Annotated in this window: 15 protein-coding genes; 11 read left to right on the top strand and 4 right to left on the bottom strand. The window is 50.7% G+C overall.

Annotated features, from left to right (window positions below):
* Positions 1-60 precede the first annotated feature (60 nt).
* The 3 genes from ACP15Y_RS00420 to rpmG all read left to right on the top strand — a co-directional run bounded on the left by ACP15Y_RS00420 (position 61) and on the right by rpmG (position 2,181).
* Positions 61-1,296 carry a hypothetical protein gene (locus tag ACP15Y_RS00420; protein ID WP_424981046.1) on the top strand — a complete coding sequence of 412 codons (1,236 nt, stop codon included), beginning with the start codon at positions 61-63 and terminating at the stop codon, positions 1,294-1,296.
* 49 nt (positions 1,297-1,345) lie between these two features.
* Positions 1,346-1,873 carry an N-acetyltransferase family protein gene (locus ACP15Y_RS00415; protein WP_424981045.1) on the top strand — a complete coding sequence of 176 codons (528 nt, stop codon included), beginning with the start codon at positions 1,346-1,348 and terminating at the stop codon, positions 1,871-1,873.
* 140 nt (positions 1,874-2,013) lie between these two features.
* On the top strand, positions 2,014-2,181 hold the full coding sequence (gene rpmG, locus ACP15Y_RS00410) for a 50S ribosomal protein L33 (protein WP_424981044.1): 168 nt from the start codon (positions 2,014-2,016) through the stop codon (positions 2,179-2,181).
* Between the two features lie 350 nt (positions 2,182-2,531).
* Here the strand turns inward: rpmG and ACP15Y_RS00405 are convergent, their stop codons facing one another.
* Both ACP15Y_RS00405 and ACP15Y_RS00400 read right to left on the bottom strand, forming a co-directional pair.
* Positions 2,532-3,902 (bottom strand): PleD family two-component system response regulator, encoded by a 1,371-nt coding sequence (locus ACP15Y_RS00405; RefSeq protein ID WP_424981043.1) that lies wholly within the window; start codon positions 3,900-3,902, stop codon positions 2,532-2,534.
* Positions 3,903-3,943: 41 nt separating this feature from the next.
* Positions 3,944-4,318, bottom strand: a complete 375-nt coding sequence (locus ACP15Y_RS00400; protein ID WP_424981042.1) for a response regulator — start codon at positions 4,316-4,318, stop codon at positions 3,944-3,946.
* A 93-nt stretch (positions 4,319-4,411) separates the two neighbouring features.
* Here ACP15Y_RS00400 and ACP15Y_RS00395 point away from each other — a divergent pair, with 93 nt between their 5' ends.
* The 7 genes from ACP15Y_RS00395 (at position 4,412) to ACP15Y_RS00365 (ending at position 10,033) form a co-directional block, all read left to right on the top strand.
* On the top strand, positions 4,412-4,684 hold the full coding sequence (locus ACP15Y_RS00395) for a DUF3572 family protein (protein ID WP_424981041.1): 273 nt from the start codon (positions 4,412-4,414) through the stop codon (positions 4,682-4,684).
* The gene (locus ACP15Y_RS00390) at positions 4,674-6,011 is read left to right on the top strand and encodes a DNA polymerase IV (RefSeq protein WP_424981040.1); all 1,338 of its coding nucleotides are present in this window, start codon (positions 4,674-4,676) and stop codon (positions 6,009-6,011) included. The genes ACP15Y_RS00395 and ACP15Y_RS00390 overlap by 11 nt, the downstream gene beginning before the upstream one ends.
* Positions 5,998-6,459 carry a RidA family protein gene (locus ACP15Y_RS00385; RefSeq protein ID WP_424981039.1) on the top strand — a complete coding sequence of 154 codons (462 nt, stop codon included), beginning with the start codon at positions 5,998-6,000 and terminating at the stop codon, positions 6,457-6,459. The genes ACP15Y_RS00390 and ACP15Y_RS00385 overlap by 14 nt, the downstream gene beginning before the upstream one ends.
* 7 nt (positions 6,460-6,466) lie before the next feature.
* Positions 6,467-7,237 (top strand): glycerophosphodiester phosphodiesterase family protein, encoded by a 771-nt coding sequence (locus tag ACP15Y_RS00380; protein ID WP_424981038.1) that lies wholly within the window; start codon positions 6,467-6,469, stop codon positions 7,235-7,237.
* Positions 7,234-8,376: a GNAT family N-acetyltransferase gene (locus ACP15Y_RS00375; RefSeq protein ID WP_424981037.1), complete on the top strand. Its 1,143-nt coding sequence runs from the start codon at positions 7,234-7,236 to the stop codon at positions 8,374-8,376. The genes ACP15Y_RS00380 and ACP15Y_RS00375 overlap by 4 nt, the downstream gene beginning before the upstream one ends.
* Before the next feature lie 94 nt (positions 8,377-8,470).
* A complete protein-coding gene (locus ACP15Y_RS00370; RefSeq protein WP_424981036.1) occupies positions 8,471-9,613 on the top strand; it encodes a sterol desaturase family protein in 1,143 nt (380 codons plus the stop codon).
* Positions 9,614-9,616: 3 nt separating this feature from the next.
* A complete protein-coding gene (locus tag ACP15Y_RS00365) occupies positions 9,617-10,033 on the top strand; it encodes an HIT family protein (protein ID WP_424981035.1) in 417 nt (138 codons plus the stop codon).
* A gap of 57 nt (positions 10,034-10,090) precedes the next feature.
* Here ACP15Y_RS00365 and clpA read toward each other — a convergent pair whose 3' ends face one another.
* Both clpA and clpS read right to left on the bottom strand, forming a co-directional pair.
* Positions 10,091-12,526 carry an ATP-dependent Clp protease ATP-binding subunit ClpA gene (clpA, locus tag ACP15Y_RS00360; RefSeq protein WP_424981034.1) on the bottom strand — a complete coding sequence of 812 codons (2,436 nt, stop codon included), beginning with the start codon at positions 12,524-12,526 and terminating at the stop codon, positions 10,091-10,093.
* A 9-nt stretch (positions 12,527-12,535) separates the two neighbouring features.
* Complete coding sequence (gene clpS / locus ACP15Y_RS00355; RefSeq protein ID WP_424982437.1) at positions 12,536-12,859, bottom strand: ATP-dependent Clp protease adapter ClpS; 324 nt, start codon at positions 12,857-12,859, stop codon at positions 12,536-12,538.
* 338 nt (positions 12,860-13,197) lie between these two features.
* Here clpS and ACP15Y_RS00350 point away from each other — a divergent pair, with 338 nt between their 5' ends.
* Positions 13,198-14,856 (top strand): serine hydrolase, encoded by a 1,659-nt coding sequence (locus ACP15Y_RS00350; RefSeq protein ID WP_424981033.1) that lies wholly within the window; start codon positions 13,198-13,200, stop codon positions 14,854-14,856.
* Positions 14,857-14,884: the final 28 nt, after the last annotated feature.

Below are 14,884 nucleotides of genomic sequence, written 5' to 3'. Positions count from 1 at the left end.
TTTTAACAGGACTATCCAACAACTATCATAAGCTGAGCATATTATAGGAACCGATACAAAATGTCAGATACCAATGCGCAGCCCACCACGACATCATCCAATGCCATCAAATCATCTTCGCTCTGGAAGGTGATAAGGGACATCCCATTTATCTTTTGGATGATTGGCATAACCCTAGCATTGGCATTTTTCACGGGCCTGAGTGCCCAAGAAACGATTTCGCGTTTCAACACGGGATTTGGCAGCGCCTTGGGCGAATTTGCATTGATCCTCTTGCCCGCTTTCACCATGGCAGCAGCATTGGGCATGTTTAATCAATCTGGGTCTCCTCACGCCATCAATGCAATGATTGGCCTTGCCCCAATATCTGGTGCGGGCATGGTTTGCCCAGATACTGCCTACGCCGCCCTCTCGCCAGCAGCACAAAACAACACACGCAATAAGCTAAGCATCGCATTTGGCGCCTATGCCGGCTTCAAACTATTGTTCCCCGCAGGTCCTTTATTGGTGGCCACCACATTAGGCGCGCAAAACGATCCCAGCCTAGTGTGGCTGGGCTTCGGGATTGCGCTTCCGGTTTGGCTTGTCGGACTGCTTTGGGTGCGGGCCATCTCCTTACCGAACGACATCGCCCCCAATCCAAACGCCAATAATGTCTCAGACAGCAAAGCCAATTGGACAAAAACGATCGGTCCATTTGCCGTGCTACTCGGCCTTGTTGCCATCGGGCTGATCACTGACTTTTCCGCCTTGCCAATCGTCGATTTCATCACACAACCCAAAGGCGCGCTAATCGTCGCTGCACTGTTCACGCTAGGCCAATTGCCTGCCTCTGAATGGCGTCCCTGCTTAGAACAGGCCAGCCGGCGAACAGCCGTGCTTTTGTTGATGATCGGCGCCGCAAGTGCCTTTGGTGCGATATTAACCAGCCAACTGGACATCAGCGCTTTTGCACAAAGCGCCACTGGGCCAAACCTCATCTTCTATCTCTTTGCCCTGACAATGCTGTTCAAATTGATCCAAGGCTCAAGCCTCGCGACTTTTGCCGCCATTGCTCCAGTCACTGCCCCAATCATCTCCGCGGCGCAAATCTCACCTATAATTGCAACATTTGCTATTTGCCTCGGATCATTTATTGCAATTCTGCCCAATGATAGCTTCTATTGGTTGGTGCGACGCGACGCGCTGACAAAAGTCACCTCGGAACGCCATGCAATATTTGTGTTAAGCGGTGGTGCCGTTTTGCAAGCTCTGACAGGACTGTTCTTGCTGTGGCTGATCAGTCAGTGGATTTAGTGCGAAACCATCGCCATCAGCGACGATAAGAGCAAGTAGGAGGCCGTTTATGAGCCAAGCAAACCTATCCTTCCGAAGGCCCACCCCGGCAGACGGCGAACAAATCGCTCAAATCCACAAAATGGGCCTCGATACCGGTCACGCGTCGTTCAGGGAAACGGCGCTGACTTGGCCGGAATTTGAGACGAACTATCTGACTGGCCGCAGCCTTGCGTTCCTTGCCTGTGCGAACGACATCATTTTGGGCTGGGCAAGCATTGCCCCAAGTTCGCCACGCGCTGTCTATGCCGGAGTCGGCGAAATCTCAATCTATCTCCATCTCCAAGCCCGTGGTCGCGGCGTGGGCAGCGCCCTGATGCAGGAGATTATTGGTGAATCTGAAAAAAAGGGGTTTTGGACGCTGTTTGCCCACATTTTCCCTGAAAACCCTGCAAGCATTGCCCTGCACGCCAAGGCGGGCTTTGAAACCATCGGTAGACGCAAGGCGATTGGCAAAATGGCCTATGGGCATATGGCAGGAAAATGGCGTGATGTGATACTAATGGAGCGGCGCAGCAAGATTGTGGGCCTCGACTAGGCCACGACGCCAGAACAAGTGGCGACAATTATTTGTGCTTTGAACTTGACATTTGATCGGAAATGCATAGTTTGCGGCCAACGGAATGATGACAAGATCGCCGCGCATGATTGCGTGGCCTTTTATTTGGGAATGTAGGCATGGCCAAGTCCAACACTGTAAAAATCAAGCTGGTTTCCACCGCTGATACAGGTTACTTTTACGTAGCCAAGAAAAATTCACGCACAATGACTGAGAAATTGACTTTGAAAAAGTACGATCCGGTTGTGCGCAAGCACGTTGATTTCAAGGAATCAAAAATCAAGTAATTTGGTTTTTAGCTTCTGAAAAACAAAACCCCGCCTGAAAAGGCGGGGTTTTTTGTTGGGCGATCCAGCTCGGCCAGAAGAGGCCACTCTTAAACCGAGCCGGAACTGCCCCCTCACAGGATCTCAGGAAGTTGCGGCGGACCTGAGCAAAAGTCTGCGAGGCAAACCACTCATTGGATGAATGGTGCCCTTCGCAAATACGACGCCGCGTTACGTTTTCCAAGTAAATTTTACGAAAATGGAATATAAACGGAAGATTAACTTAAAGACTTAACCTTAACAGCCCGAATTAAGGTTAAGTCTTTGCCTTAACACATTAAATTTAATTCAAATGCGAAAGGAACAAACGCCTAAGCGGCGTCATATACAGTGCGATTGCGCCCTTCCCGCTTGGCGCGGTAAAGCGAAATGTCTGCACGCTTCATCAAAGATTCAGGCGTGTCGTGTTCTTCTTCATAAATCGCCAGGCCGATGCTGACAGTTATACTCAGTGGTGCAACCATCTCAGTTTCAAAAATATCGTCACTTATGGACTGCCGCACACGCTCTGCCACCATTTGAGCCTGGTTAAGATCCGTATCCGGCATCATCACCACAAATTCTTCACCACCATAGCGCGAAGCAAGATCAACACCACGGATACTCCGCTGCAACCGCAACGCAAACTCTTTTAGCACCGCATCGCCCACAGCATGGCCATGGGTGTCGTTGACCGCTTTGAAATAGTCTATGTCCAACATCATCAGCGACAGTTTGCGCTCATGCTCTTTCGACTTTTCCAACTGCACGGCCAAATGGCGATCAAAATAGCGTCGATTGTACAGCCCAGTCAGCTCATCAATCACAGCCATAGCAACGGTCGAAGAAAGATTCTTGCGCAATTCCGCAGAATAGCGATGACGCCGAATTTGTGTACGTACCCGTGCGGCCAACTCATTGCGCTCAACGGGGCGGAGAATGAAATCATTCACGCCCAGCTCCAATCCTCGCACAACGCGCGGTTTATCGGGGCCATCCGCCACCAAGATGATCGGCATATTGCGCGTTTTTTCCAACGTACGGATTTGCGAGCAAACACGCAGCGGATCAATATCGGCCAGCGACATCGAAATGATGACCAACTCAAACTCATGTTCGGCCAACAACATTGGTGCATCTTCGGGCCGCGTGAGAATTGTCACGTCATGTTCGCGATCCAAAACGTCTTGCAATCGCTCAGCAGCGCGCATATCGCTTTCGATCACCAATAGCTTACCGCCCGTCGCATCGATGCGCTGGGTCATGCCAACAATGTCTTCAATGGCAATGGATTGGCCAGTTAGTGCGCGAGAATGCAGCTCGTCCGTCAGGTTTTTCAACCGCGACAAGCTTTTCACACGCGCCATCAACTGCACATCATCAACTGGCTTGGTCAGAAAATCATCTGCACCTGCTTCCAGCCCCTTGACCCGATCAGAGGGTTGATCAAGCGCAGTGACCATCACAATTGGGATGTGCTGGGTTCTCGGATTGGACTTGAGACGGCGGCAGGTTTCGAACCCGTCCATTTCTGGCATCATTACATCCAGCAACACAATGTCGACTTGGCCTTGATCACATATATCAATGGCGTCGCGCCCGTTGGTCGCCTCTAACACATCAAAATATTCAGCAGTTAAACGCGCGGCCAACAGTTTGATATTTGTTGGAATGTCGTCCACTACCAATACGCGTGCCGTCATAATACTCGTCCCGTACTCACAAACTCACATCGCCAAGCAGCCTATTTGCCCGGCCCAATAAATCCTTCGATCGTCTCTAAAAAGTGGGGCAATGAAATTGGCTTGGAAATATAGCCTTCGCACCCCCCTTCCAAAATGCGTTCCTCGTCGCCTTTCATGGCAAATGCAGTAACAGCAATCACAGGAATTGAACGCAACGCTTCATCCTCCTTGATCCATTTGGTCACCACCAAGCCTGAAACTTCAGGCAATTGAATGTCCATCAAGATCAAGTCAGGATGATGTGCTTTCGCCAAATCCAATGCTTCCATACCGTTACGGGTTTGGATTGTGCGATATCCTCGTGACTCCAATAAATCGTTGAAAAGCTTCATATTGAGCTCATTGTCCTCAACGATCATTACCGTCTTTGCCATAAAGTCCCCAAATCTTTGCGAAACGCTTTTGCCCTTCCTTGACAAAAGCGTATAACAAGAAAACCTTACGAAAGACGTAATGAAAGCCTTGCCATGATGAAAAGCACGCCAGAAAAAATCCAACTTATCGCCGATGCGTGTTTGAACCATCTCATTGCAGAACCTGAGCTTTTAGGCCAGTTCATGACGGAAACAGGCACCACGCCAGACGAAATGCGCAGCGGCGATCCCGAAGTGCTGGCCGCGGGCCTTTTGGACTTTTTTGCGCAAAATGAATCGGCCCTTTTGTCCATGTGCGCGAACGCAAGATTGACCCCGGAAGAGGTCATGCGCGCCTTTTATTCGCAAAACGGCTATGACGGATAAAATCGCGCCAACCATTTGCAGAGATTGTGGCCACCTTGAGCAAAAGCGCGCCTTAACGCGCTGTCCCAACTGTCGATCCATTCGACTGACCAGCCATCCGGAACTGCTCACACTCGATATCGCACATGTGGATTGCGACAGCTTTTACGCCGCCGTGGAAAAGCGTGACAACCCGGATTTGCTGGACAAACCATTGATCGTTGGTGGGCGTGAACGAGGCGTGGTCTCCACCTGCTGCTATATCGCCCGCATGAGCGGCGTACGCTCCGCTATGCCTATATTTCAGGCCAAACGCCTTTGCCCGAATGCGGTGTTCATCCCGCCAAACATGGCCAAATATGTTGAAGTCAGCAAGCAGATCAAAGCCAAATTTCAAGAGCTAACCCCGCTGGTAGAACCGCTCAGCATCGACGAGGCTTTTCTGGACCTTTCCGGCACTCAGTTGCTACACAAGGCAGCACCAGTCGAGATTTTGGTGCGCCTTGCCAATGAGGTAGAGCGCGACATTGGTGTCACCATATCCATCGGCCTGTCGCACAACAAATTCCTCGCTAAAATCGCGTCCGAAATCGATAAACCGCGCGGCCTTGCCCTAATCGGCAAGGAAGAAACACGCGACTTCCTCGCCAAGCAGAAAGTCACAGTGATTTATGGCATCGGCAAAATATTTGGCCAGCGTCTTGAGAAGGACGGCATCACGCACATTGGACAATTGCAGGAAATGGGCCTAAAAGATTTAGCAGGCCGTTACGGTGAGATCGGCGCTCGCCTTTTCTATCTGTCACAAGGCGAAGACAAGCGCAAAATCAAGTCAACGCGCGGCGCAAAATCAGTTTCAAACGAAACAACTTTTTTCAAAGATATCACAGACTTTGATGAACTTTCTCACGTGCTACTTAAATTAAGCGAGAAGGTGTCCGCCCGGCTCAAAAAAAGCAACTTGGCAGGTGATACGGTGACCTTGAAACTGAAGACCGCAGGATTTGCTACCCGCACCCGCTCCCGACAGTTGATCGAGCCGACACAATTGGCGCACGTAATTTTTGAAACAGGCATGGCGCTGATGAAAAAAGAGGTCGGCATGACCGCCTTTCGCCTGTTAGGCATAGGCGTTTCCGGCATTGCACCACCCACCAGCGTGGAAGACCCGCATGATCTTTTGGACCCAAATGTGGCCCGCAAAGCCAAAGCCGAACGCGCAATGGACAAAATCCGAGAAAAATTCGGTGAGGATGCCCTATTGCGCGGGCGCATGATGCGCGCCAAATATGAAAAAGAACAACGCAAAAAAGATTCGCAAAAGGATAAACCCGATGAGCGCAATTGAGTTGAAACTAGAGGAAATGGGCCACGCCCTGCCTGCGCCCAAAGCACCATTGGCTAGCTATTTGCCTGTGAAACGCAGCGGCAACACACTGTATATTTCGGGGCAATTGCCCCTGAACGAAGAAGGTCTGACAACTGGCAAACTGGGCGACGATCTTGATGTTGAGCAAGGGCAAGCGGCCGCGCAAATGTGTGCACTCAACATTTTGGGCCAGATCAAATCTGCCGCCAATGTGCCGCTAGAAGATGTGGCGCAATTTGTGAAACTGTCCATCTTTGTTGCCTCAACACCGGACTTTACAGACCAACATTTGGTGGCCAATGGCGCTTCAAATCTTATCGGTGAATTGTTCGGCGAGAAAGGTCGCCATGCCCGGGCCGCAGTCGGCGTCCCCGCGTTGCCGCTTGGTGCTGCCGTAGAAATTGAAGCCATTGTCGAAATCGCTTAGTAGCAAAATGCTCAAACAGATTTTTGCGCGCCCGATTGCGCACCGGGGACATCATGATGTCGCCCAAAGCATTGCGGAAAACTCAAAAGCCGCATTCACATCGGCCATCGCTAACCGCTATGCAATCGAATGTGACCTGCAGCTCACAGGCGATGATCAAGCGATTGTTTTTCATGATGAAAACCTTGATCGCCTGACGCCTCAATCGGGCAAAGTCAGCGACATTAGCGTCGGTCAAGCCACCAACATTCCGCTCAAAAACAGCGCCGAGCATGATCACATCATGTCCTTTGCGCAGCTGCTAGACTTTGTGGATGGCAGAGTACCACTAGTGGTGGAACTTAAAAGCCAGAAGGGCCGAAATGCCCAACTGGCGAAAGCTGCCCATGAAACAGCAAAAGACTATCTTGGCGTCCTCTGTTTTAAGAGCTTTGACCCTGATCTTTTGGTCCAGTTGCACCGTATAAAAGACAAATGGCCAAAAGGAATTGTTGTGGAACGCGAAACACCAGAAGACGAATCTAGCTGGACGGGCTTTTTGCTAAGGCATTTGGTGCATCTGCCCCTCTCCCGTCCCGACTTTGTATCGTGCGACGTGAACAGCTTAGATTTGCCCGCCGTGCGTGCCTATCGCTCTTCTGGCCGCGATGTAATGAGCTGGACGATCAACAACTCCGAGCGCTGGGCAATTGCGCAAGAAAATGCGGACCAGATCGTATTTGAAAACATCAACCCGCAAACCGGACGGCCAACCGCCAAGGAGGCTCCGTCCCTTTGACCGAATATGTGCTGAAAACAAACGCCCGCATTCAAGAAATTGGCGCGGAAGTATGGGATGGATTGGCCGGAGATGACAATCCATTCAATCGATTTGCGTTTCTTTCAGCTCTGGAGGAAAGCGGTTGCGTTGCCGCTCATACAGGTTGGCAACCACAGCATCTCAGCCTTGAGACGGCAACGGGCACAGTGCTGGGTGTGGTCCCTGCCTATTTGAAGGGGCATTCGCAGGGTGAATATGTGTTTGACCACGCGTGGGCCGATGCCTTCCAGCGCGCAGGCGGCAATTATTATCCAAAACTACAGATCTCAATCCCGTTCACGCCCGCTACAGCGCCAAAGCTATTGACCAAGGCCGATGCGCCACTTGAAGCCCGGTCGCTCTTAATTGACGGATTAGAACGTGCTTGCGAACAGCTAAACCTATCTTCGGCCCACGCTACATTTCTGACGCCTGCTGACATGGAACTGTTTAAAGAACAGCAATGGATGGAGCGCCATGACCGCCAATATCATTGGCGCAATCAGGACTATGATGATTTCGATGATTTCTTAGCGCAGTTGGCATCGCGCAAGCGCAAAGCGATCCGCAAAGAGCGCCGCACTGTCAGCGAGAACAATCTCACGATCGAATGGCTGTCGGGCAAAGACATTCAAGAACATCATTGGGATGCATTTTTCGCCTTTTATATGGATACTGGCAGCCGCAAATGGGGCAGCCCCTATCTCAATCGCGGCTTTTTCTCGCTCATGGGCGAAAGCATGGGAGACAAGATCGTGCTCATGCTTGCCCATAATGGTGCAGAATATGTGGCCGGCACACTCAATTTGGTCGGTGAAGATACGCTGTTTGGCCGATATTGGGGCTGCAATCAGCACATTCCCAATTTGCACTTCGAATTGTGCTACTACCAAGCCATCGACTATGCGATTTCACACAAGCTGAGTACCGTTGAAGCTGGCGCCCAAGGAGAACACAAAATAGCACGTGGCTACGAGCCCGTGACCACACGGTCAGCACATTTCATCCCCAATGTCAGCTTCCGCGATGCTGTGAGCGATTACCTGGAAGAAGAACGACGGCATGTCGCGATGGACCAAGAGCTGTTGAAAGACTTCACGCCATTCAAGAAAGGCTGAGTCATTTCCTGCACTTATGGTATAACGTAAGATCGCCACAATCATGTGACATTTGACATTTGACATTTTTGTGACAGCTAGGTCGGGACACAAAATGAACTTTATATATTTTATCGGTTTACTTTTTCAGACGGCGCTGGTTTTCGCAGCATCTACATTTTTATTCGATATTTTGCATTATTTGCTGCACAGATGGCAAAATTCTCGCTTTGCCCTGCTGCGCGAATTTTCCCGCTGGCACGATGTTCACCACAAATTTCTCGACAACAATATGAAAGTGCATCCCAGCTGGGCCAAGGCCAATCTATGGTGCCACTTGGTGCCTGAGTTTGTTGTTTCCATCCTAGGCACGCTAGTCTTTGTATTGATTTTTGACTGGGTTGCCGTCTTATTTGTTGCACTCATCCACAGCGGTTTATTTGCTTGGCGCGTGGTGGATGAAGGTCGCGACATCAATCATATGAATATGGATCGGCTCAGTGGTCGACGCGGCAATCTGTTTGTCACCCCCACCTATCATGCACTGCACCATGTTTATCCCAACCAGTTCTTTTCATCTTTCATCAGTCTATTCGACCTGATTTTCGGCACCAATTGCCAAATTAAAGGCCAACGCATTCTGGTCACTGGGGCCTCTGGCGCATATGGACAAGCCTTGACCCAACGGCTGGAAAAGCTGGGAGCCATCATCGACACGGCGAAATATGGCGAAGACTATCAAATCGACCAATATGACGGTTTGAGCGAAAAGATGCAGAAAGCCGACATTTTGGTCTTGGCCCATGGCGCCAAAACTGATGATTGCTGGGCCGCAAATTATACAAGCTTTGTCGATCTGATCGAAAAATTCCGTGTCATCGGTAAGGATCGCCTCACCCCACCCGAAATCTGGGCCGTGGGTTCGGAAATTGAATTGCACGGCGATATGGGCATCGACGCGCTAAAACCCTATGCTGCCTCAAAACGCGCATTTGCAGCCCGCGCCCGCGAATTTTATACCAGCCCTGACCTAACATATCGCCACATTGTGCCCGCCGCCTTCACCTCGCGCATGGGCAAAGGCCTCATGTCTGCTGATGTTGCTGCGGCCCTCTCGCTCTTTTTCATTCGTCGCGGCTTCACCTATGTGCCCGTGACCAATACAACTTTGGCAGTCTGGAATTATATCCGTTTCCGGTTTATACCTTGGCCAAAATCCGTGCGCAAAGCACCCATCATCAGCAACAAGAGTGCCTAACCGATGAGCTACGATCCAGATAATATTTTCACCAAAATCATTGCCGGCGACATCCCAAGCCACAAGGTCTATGAAGACGATGTGTGCATTTCCATCATGGACATAATGCCAGAAGCGCCCGGCCATGTTTTGGTGGTACCAAAGGCCGGATCACGCAATTTGCTGGACGCTGATCCTGAGGCATTGGCCGCAGTTATTCAGCGCGTGCAACAGATCGGCAACGCAGTGAAGAAAGCAATGAATGCAGATGGGATTTTGCTGCGCCAATCAAGTGAAGAAAGCGCAGGACAAACAGTTTACCACCTGCACTTCCACCTGATCCCCTGCCATGAGAATGTAAAACGCAAGGACCATGTGAGCGGCACAACCGCAAACGAGGAACTGGCCGCCAATTGCGAAAAAATCAAAGCGGCGCTTTAAAGCAGCTCAGCGAAATTGTAAAAATGAAAAGGCCGGGCAAATTGCCCGGCCTTTGTTTTATTCGCTGTCTTGCGTGGATTTGGACCCACGCTTATTCGCCTTGGGCACGCGGGTGCCAGAAGGCTTTTTCCGCGTTGTCCCAGCCGATTTTGCCGTCGACTTTTTGGCGGCAGTTTTGCGCGGCGCCTTTTTGCCTGACTTTGGCCCAGTAATCGCCTTCGGGCGTGCAGGCTGCGGTGGCAGGAAGGTGAGCTTGAGCATGTCTTCCTTGGCATCAACGCCCACTTGCACCGTGCCGCCATTTTGCAATTTGCCAAACAACACTTCATCAGCAAGCGGCTTCTTGATGTGTTCTTGGATAACGCGTCCCAATGGCCGCGCGCCCATCGTTTCATCATAGCCACGCATCGCAATCCATTTATTGGCCTCAGGGGTCAATTCAATGGTCACGCCACGTTCGCCCAATTGGGCTTCAAGCTGCAGCACGAATTTGTCGACAACAAGCGACACAACATCTGTTTGCAATGGCGCAAAGGAGATTGTTGCGTCCAAACGGTTGCGGAATTCTGGCGTGAACAAACGCTTAAGCGCTTCTTCATCATCGCCAGTCCGCCGCTCTTGAGTAAAGCCCATGGGCGCTTTAGACATTTCCGACGCGCCCGCATTGGATGTCATGATCAAGATGACATTGCGGAAATTGACCTGCTTACCGTTGTGATCGGTCAACTGGCCATTATCCATCACCTGCAACAATATGTTGAACAGGTCTGGATGGGCCTTCTCGATCTCATCAAGCAGCACCACACAATGCGGATTTTGGTCCACACCATCCGTCAGCAAACCACCTTGGTCAAAGCCAACATAGCCTGGAGGCGCACCAATCAAGCGGGAAACTGTGTGCCGTTCCATATATTCCGACATATCAAAGCGCAGCAGCTCAAGCCCAAGTGTATCCGCCAATTGCTTGGCCACTTCAGTTTTGCCCACGCCCGTTGGGCCAGTGAACAAGTAAGACCCGATGGGTTTTTCGGGCTCACGCAACCCTGCCCGCGCCAATTTGATCGCAGAAGACAATGCCGTGATTGCTTCGTTCTGACCAAACACAACCCGCTTGAGATTATCTTCAAGATTGGACAACACTTCAGCGTCAGATTTAGACACCGATTTCGGCGGAATGCGCGCCATCGTCGCGATGGTCGCCTCAACCTCTTCAGTGTCGATCACGCTCTTGCGTTCAGCAAGCGGCTTCAAACGTTGAGCCGCTCCACTTTCGTCAATCACATCAATCGCCTTATCCGGCAATTTCCGGTCGTTGATATAACGTGCGGACAATTCCACAGCCGTCTGAATAGCGTCGCCTGTATATTCAACATCATGATATTTTTCGAAATAGGGTTTCAGCCCCTTCATGATGTCGATTGCCTCAGGGACGGTCGGTTCAACCACATCAATTTTTTGGAAACGACGCACGAGCGCCCGATCTTTTTCAAAGAATTGACGGAACTCTTTATAGGTGGTCGAGCCAATGCAGCGCACCGCACCAGAAGCCAAAGCAGGCTTCAGCAAGTTGGACGCATCAAGGGCACCGCCAGATGTAGCACCTGCACCAATAATGGTGTGAATTTCGTCGATAAACAAAACTGAATTTTCTTCAGCTTCCAACGCTTTCATCACCGCTTTCAAGCGCTCTTCAAAGTCACCGCGATAACGTGTACCCGCCAACAATGCGCCCATATCGAGCGCATAAATCGTGGCGTCTTTTAGTACGTCAGGCACTTCTTTATCTTCAATGCGTTTGGCCAAACCTTCGGCAATCGCCGTTTTACCAACGCCGGGGTCACCCACATAAATCGGGTTATTTTTCGAGCGGCGGCACAGCACCTGGATGGTGCGATCCAACTCAGCCTTGCGGCCAATCAACACATCGATCTTGCCGTCTTGCGCCTTCTTATTCAGATTGACGCAAAATTCGTCGAGAGGCGATGAGCCCGCCTGTCCGGCAGCGGCTTCCTCTTCGCCTTCAGCACCGCGCACGGGGCGTGTTTCGGTGACACCAGATTTGGAAATGCCATGTGAAATATAATTCACCGCATCCAAACGCGTCATGTCTTGCTGCTCAAGGAAATAAGCTGCATGGCTTTCCCGTTCGGCAAAGATAGCCACCAACACATTGGCACCAGTCACTTCATCGCGACCGGACGATTGCACATGAATAACTGCACGTTGCACAACCCGCTGGAAAGCGGCAGTTGGTGTAGGGTCAATATCAGTATCGGTGATCAGGCCATTTAGCTCTTCATCCAAGAAATCTTCCAAATCACGGCGCAAGATCTCACGATCAACATCACACGCATCCAAAACCGCAATGGCATCCGTGTCGTCGATCAAAGACAACAGCAAATGCTCAAGCGTTGCCATTTCGTGTGTGCGATCACGCGCAAAAGTCATTGCGTTGTGCAAAGCACGTTCAAGTCCGCGGGAAAATGAGGGCATATACGCCTCCTATTGCTTTTCCATTACACATTGTAATGGATGCTGGTGTTTACGCGCGGCATCCATAACGCGCGTTACCTTAGTTTCAGCCACTTCGTATGGAAAAACGCCACACTCCCCCACACCATTATTATGCACATGCATTGTAATGGTCACCGCCTCTTCTTGGCTCTTGTGAAAAACCTGTTGCAGCACAGCAATCACAAACTCCATGGGCGTATAATCATCATTCAGCAAAAGCACGCGATAAAGGCTGGGCCGCTGGGTCTTGGTGCGGGTTTTTGTTGCCACGCCAACCCCTGACTCCTCGTCGCCTTCGTCTTTCTTTGCCATGGCAAACACCTGTGCTGAGCGGCTGCTCAATTTGGGCATCTGTTCATTGGTCATATTCAAGTGCTTCTCCATTTTAGTTTGCCAGTGACAAACCAAATCACCGACATCCTATTATGTAGACAAAATTGCCCCAATGTTAAGGGCTAAACGCGTCAATTCGGTGATCAGTTTAGTCTCATTTTTGTGAACACAGCGACGGGCAAATTTTTTCTTTCAAATTTTTCGACAATTTTACTCATTCGTAAGGGTGCGCTGCCTATATTCGAATCTTGAGTTGAGTTTGTAAGTTTTGAGTACGGCATTCACATAATGAATAGCCGATTAAGTTGGAGTACAGAGTGGTTTTCCAGTCTGATCAGCACCTGTCATTTTTGGCCTTAAAGCGCTTCCTACTTGTGGTGGCGCTTTTTGCTGTTTCATTTTTAACCGTTATTGATGGCCAAGCCGCCAATTTGCGCAAATATGCGGGGATTGTTGTGGACGCCAAAACCGGCAAAACACTTTATTCTTATGCCGCAGATTCAAAGCGCTATCCGGCATCAGTGGCAAAAGTGATGACCCTTTACATTGTTTTTGAAGAGCTAGAGGCTGGCCGCCTTACGCTAAACTCAAAACTTAAAGTGTCCAAATATGCTGCGAGTGCGGTGCCGTCAAAACTCTATTTGAAGCCCGGCACATCCATCACCGTTTCTGACGCCATCCAGGCGCTCGTGACTAAATCGGCAAACGATGTGGCGCGCGTGGTAGCTGAAAACATTTCTGGCTCAGTGCCAAAATTTGCTGACCGCATGACCAAAACGGCGCGTGCGCTCGGCATGAAAAACACAACTTACAAAAATCCGTCGGGTTTGCCGAACTCAGGACAAATCACAACTGTGCGTGACCAAGCGCGTCTGGGCATGGCGATTTTCCAGCACTACCCGCAATATTTCAAATATTTCAAAACCACTGCGTTCCGCTATCGCGGCAACACATATGGCAACCACAACCGTTTGCTGCGCACCGTTAAAGGCGTTGATGGCATCAAAACTGGCTATATTAATGCGGCTGGCTTTAACTTGCTGACTTCTGCGCGCGTGAACAATCGGCACGTGATCGTGGCTGGCTTCGGCTTTAACACTGGCGGCGCCCGCAACGCGAAAGTTGCACAGCTGATCAAGAAATACATGCCTAAAGCACGCCGCGGCGATTATTGGCGTCAAGCCAGCATTGCGCGGCCAACAGGCACGGGTGGCATGATCCGCATGGCCTCAAACCCGATTTCGATCGCCATCAAAGGCACGCCACCTGAACGTCCAGCGGCTTTGGGCGGCGGCGAGCTATTGTCTCCACCTGCCGTTATGGCACTGGCGGACACCAACAAGCCAGCGGTGCCAACGCCACCAGCACTTACATCGCCACAGGCAGAAACCATTCAGGTTGCAAGTGTGCAGCCAAATGCAACTGCTGCGCCTGTGCCTGCACCGCCAAATCGCCCGATTGATTTGCTGATGGGCGATAGCACCAAGCCTTTGGGCGTGATCAAAGTGGCTGCTCCAATCGAATTGCGTGCACCACAAAGCCCTGCCCCTGCGCCACAACCCGTGCAGCAGCCGCAGCGCAAATCATTGTCGTCACTGACGCCAATCGACTTGTTTGGCAATTTGATCAATGGCGGCCCATCGACACAACAACCAATGAGCCTTGTGCCCCCTGCATCGGTTGGCAACGACATTACAAGTTCTGTCAATGCCCCCACCAAGACCGCTCAGCTTGATCGCTGGACGCTACAATTGGGTGCAGCCAAAAGCGCACAAGAGGCAAACCAGATACTGGCTGACGCAACCAAACAGGTCAAAGATTTGCAAGATTTGCGCTCAACAGTTCAACCGATCACGACAAACGGCCAAGCTTATTTCCGGGCCCGCGTGGTTGGATTCACAAATGAAGCAGAGGCGCTACAAACATGCCAAGCGCTTAAAACAAAAAATATCAAATGCTTGGCACTACCGGGGTAAAATAATCACCGCTTGAGTAAGTAGTATG

Origin of the sequence: Maritalea sp. S77, assembly GCF_049801075.1 — a bacterium.
Classification (GTDB): Bacteria; Pseudomonadota; Alphaproteobacteria; order Rhizobiales; family Devosiaceae; genus Maritalea.
The sequence above is the reverse complement of the archived record's forward strand: the minus strand, read 5'-3'. Positions and strand labels throughout refer to the sequence as shown.

Excerpts from the sequence above, each read along its gene's own strand:
- ACP15Y_RS00390 (WP_424981040.1), top strand. The coding sequence starts at position 4,674 with ATGACGGATAAAATCGCGCCAACCATTTGCAGAGATTGTGGCCACCTT.
- ACP15Y_RS00415 (WP_424981045.1), top strand. The coding sequence starts at position 1,346 with ATGAGCCAAGCAAACCTATCCTTCCGAAGGCCCACCCCGGCAGACGGC.
- ACP15Y_RS00370 (WP_424981036.1), top strand. The coding sequence starts at position 8,471 with ATGAACTTTATATATTTTATCGGTTTACTTTTTCAGACGGCGCTGGTT.
- ACP15Y_RS00405 (WP_424981043.1), bottom strand. The coding sequence starts at position 3,902 with ATGACGGCACGCGTATTGGTAGTGGACGACATTCCAACAAATATCAAA.
- ACP15Y_RS00395 (WP_424981041.1), top strand. The coding sequence starts at position 4,412 with ATGATGAAAAGCACGCCAGAAAAAATCCAACTTATCGCCGATGCGTGT.
- clpS (WP_424982437.1), bottom strand. The coding sequence starts at position 12,859 with ATGGCAAAGAAAGACGAAGGCGACGAGGAGTCAGGGGTTGGCGTGGCA.
- ACP15Y_RS00385 (WP_424981039.1), top strand. The coding sequence starts at position 5,998 with ATGAGCGCAATTGAGTTGAAACTAGAGGAAATGGGCCACGCCCTGCCT.
- rpmG (WP_424981044.1), top strand. The coding sequence starts at position 2,014 with ATGGCCAAGTCCAACACTGTAAAAATCAAGCTGGTTTCCACCGCTGAT.
- ACP15Y_RS00365 (WP_424981035.1), top strand. The coding sequence starts at position 9,617 with ATGAGCTACGATCCAGATAATATTTTCACCAAAATCATTGCCGGCGAC.
- ACP15Y_RS00400 (WP_424981042.1), bottom strand. The coding sequence starts at position 4,318 with ATGGCAAAGACGGTAATGATCGTTGAGGACAATGAGCTCAATATGAAG.
- clpA (WP_424981034.1), bottom strand. The coding sequence starts at position 12,526 with ATGCCCTCATTTTCCCGCGGACTTGAACGTGCTTTGCACAACGCAATG.
- ACP15Y_RS00380 (WP_424981038.1), top strand. The coding sequence starts at position 6,467 with ATGCTCAAACAGATTTTTGCGCGCCCGATTGCGCACCGGGGACATCAT.
- ACP15Y_RS00420 (WP_424981046.1), top strand. The coding sequence starts at position 61 with ATGTCAGATACCAATGCGCAGCCCACCACGACATCATCCAATGCCATC.